Genomic DNA, 1,836 nt, shown 5'->3' with positions numbered 1-1,836 from the left:
CTCCAGGCCCTGGTTGTTCTGGCGGCCGGTCTCGGGGTCCTTCGGATCGGGCTCGGCGGCACCGGGTCCCGGATTGTCCGAGGCGAAGTTCGGCGTGCCGTGGCGCATCGGCACGAAGGCGGCCGGTGGCTGGGTTGCCGACAGCAGATGCCCGTCGGCGGAAAACCGATAGATGTTCGGGCCGTATTCGTCGGAGATGAACATCGAACCATCGGGCAGCCGCACGATCGCCTCGTTGTCGAGCGCCAGCTTGCCATTGTCGGCTTGCGGCAGGATCGGCATGTCGCCGCTTGCCGCGCGCACGCCGTTGAGTGGGTCGAGGCCTGTGGCATCAGCCCCCTTGTCGTCGGTGAGAAGCATGGTGTCGGCGAGCGTTGCCTTGACGCCCGTCTGCTCCTGGCCGGCAGCAGGTGCCGCGCCCGGTGCGACCGGAGCAAATTCGATGGCGATCGTGTTGAGGCGCGGCCGGTAGTTGGTGGTGCCGACGACATTGTAGCCACGGTCCGGCAACAGCCAGAGCGAACCCCTGTAGCCGGCGGTGTCATGCGTCCAGCCTGATGCGTCGATCGCCATGCCGGAACCCGAGCCGAAGGTCTCGCCGAACTTGTCGCGCTGAGCGGCCGGGATGCGGCCGACGCCGACCAGCCCCTTGTTGACGAGGCCGCCGACGGTCGCGGTGCTGTCGGCGAGCGCCGGCGCCAAGGCGGTGAACAAGGCCAGCGCGACGCCAAGCGACGCGGGTCGATACAGGTGCTTCATGGATAATCCTCTTTGTGACGGATGTGCCGGAGCGGCCGGGGGACGAAAAACTGAAAGAGGTACGACATCGATGATGTTGCGCAAGCCTCCCCGAAACGCGGTCTACGGCGCGAACATGATGCTTGCGTGACAGCGCGCAGTGCATGCCGGCGGTCGACGAAAAACGATGCGCGCGCGCCGGCACTGGACACTTATGTCCAGTGGATATATACTCCAGTCTTCGGACCAACCGTGGAGGGGAAGCCTTGAAGTCGCACTACCGCGCAGTCGTCATCGGAGGTGGCGTGGTCGGAGCCTCGGTGCTCTATCACCTGACGCGGTTCGGCTGGAGCGATGTGGCGCTGATCGAGCGCGCAGAACTGACGGCCGGTTCGACCTGGCACGCGGCGGCAGGCTTCCATGCGCTCAACGCCGATCCCAACGTGGCGGCGCTGCAGGACTACACCATCAATCTCTACCGGGAGATCGAGGCCGAATCCGGCTGGGATATCGGCCTGCACATGACGGGCGGCGTCAACATCGCCAGCGATCCCGCGCGCTGGGAGTGGCTGAAATCAGCCTGGGCCGTGTTCCAGTCGGTCGGCATCGAGACCGCGCGCCTGGTCACGCCCGACGAGATCAAGGCGATCTGCCCGATCGTCGACGTCAACGGTGTTCTTGGCGGCCTGCATGATTCCAACGAAGGCCATCTCGACCCGTACGGTACCACGCATGCCTATGCGGGTGCTGCGAAGAAGCGCGGCGCCGACATCATCTTGCGCAACCGGGTCGTCGAGCTGAAAGCACGTGCCGACGGGCGCTGGGACGTCATCACCGAGCAGGGCACCATCATCGCCGAGCATGTCGTCAATGCCGGCGGGCTGTGGGCGAAGCAGCTCGGCCGCATGGCCGGCGTCGACCTGCCGGTGACGCCGATGGAGCACCACTATTTCATCACCGATGACATTCCGGAGATCGCAGCACTTGACAGGGAAATCGGCATCGCCGTCGATCTCGACGGCTTTTCATACCTGCGGCAGGAGCGCAAGGGTGTGCTGCTTGGCGTCTATGAGCAGAACCCAAAGCACTGGAACATGG

General features: G+C 65.0%; 2 protein-coding genes. One reads left to right on the top strand and one right to left on the bottom strand.

Annotation, left to right across the window (positions count from 1 at the left end):
- Positions 1 to 759 (bottom strand): esterase-like activity of phytase family protein (locus ENZ74_RS30795; protein ID WP_206522373.1); only part of this gene is annotated, 759 nt, incomplete at its 3' end.
- A 245-nt stretch (positions 760 to 1,004) separates the two neighbouring features.
- Between ENZ74_RS30795 and ENZ74_RS30790 the strand changes: the two genes are divergently transcribed.
- The coding region (locus tag ENZ74_RS30790; RefSeq protein ID WP_164761349.1) for an FAD-binding oxidoreductase at positions 1,005 to 1,836 on the top strand (832 nt) is incomplete at its 3' end.

Source organism: Mesorhizobium sp. M7A.F.Ca.CA.002.15.2.1 (genome assembly GCF_003998715.1).
Taxonomy (GTDB): Bacteria; Pseudomonadota; Alphaproteobacteria; order Rhizobiales; family Rhizobiaceae; genus Mesorhizobium; species Mesorhizobium ciceri.
Note: the sequence above shows the minus strand (reverse complement) of the source record. Positions and strands in the feature narration are given on the sequence as shown.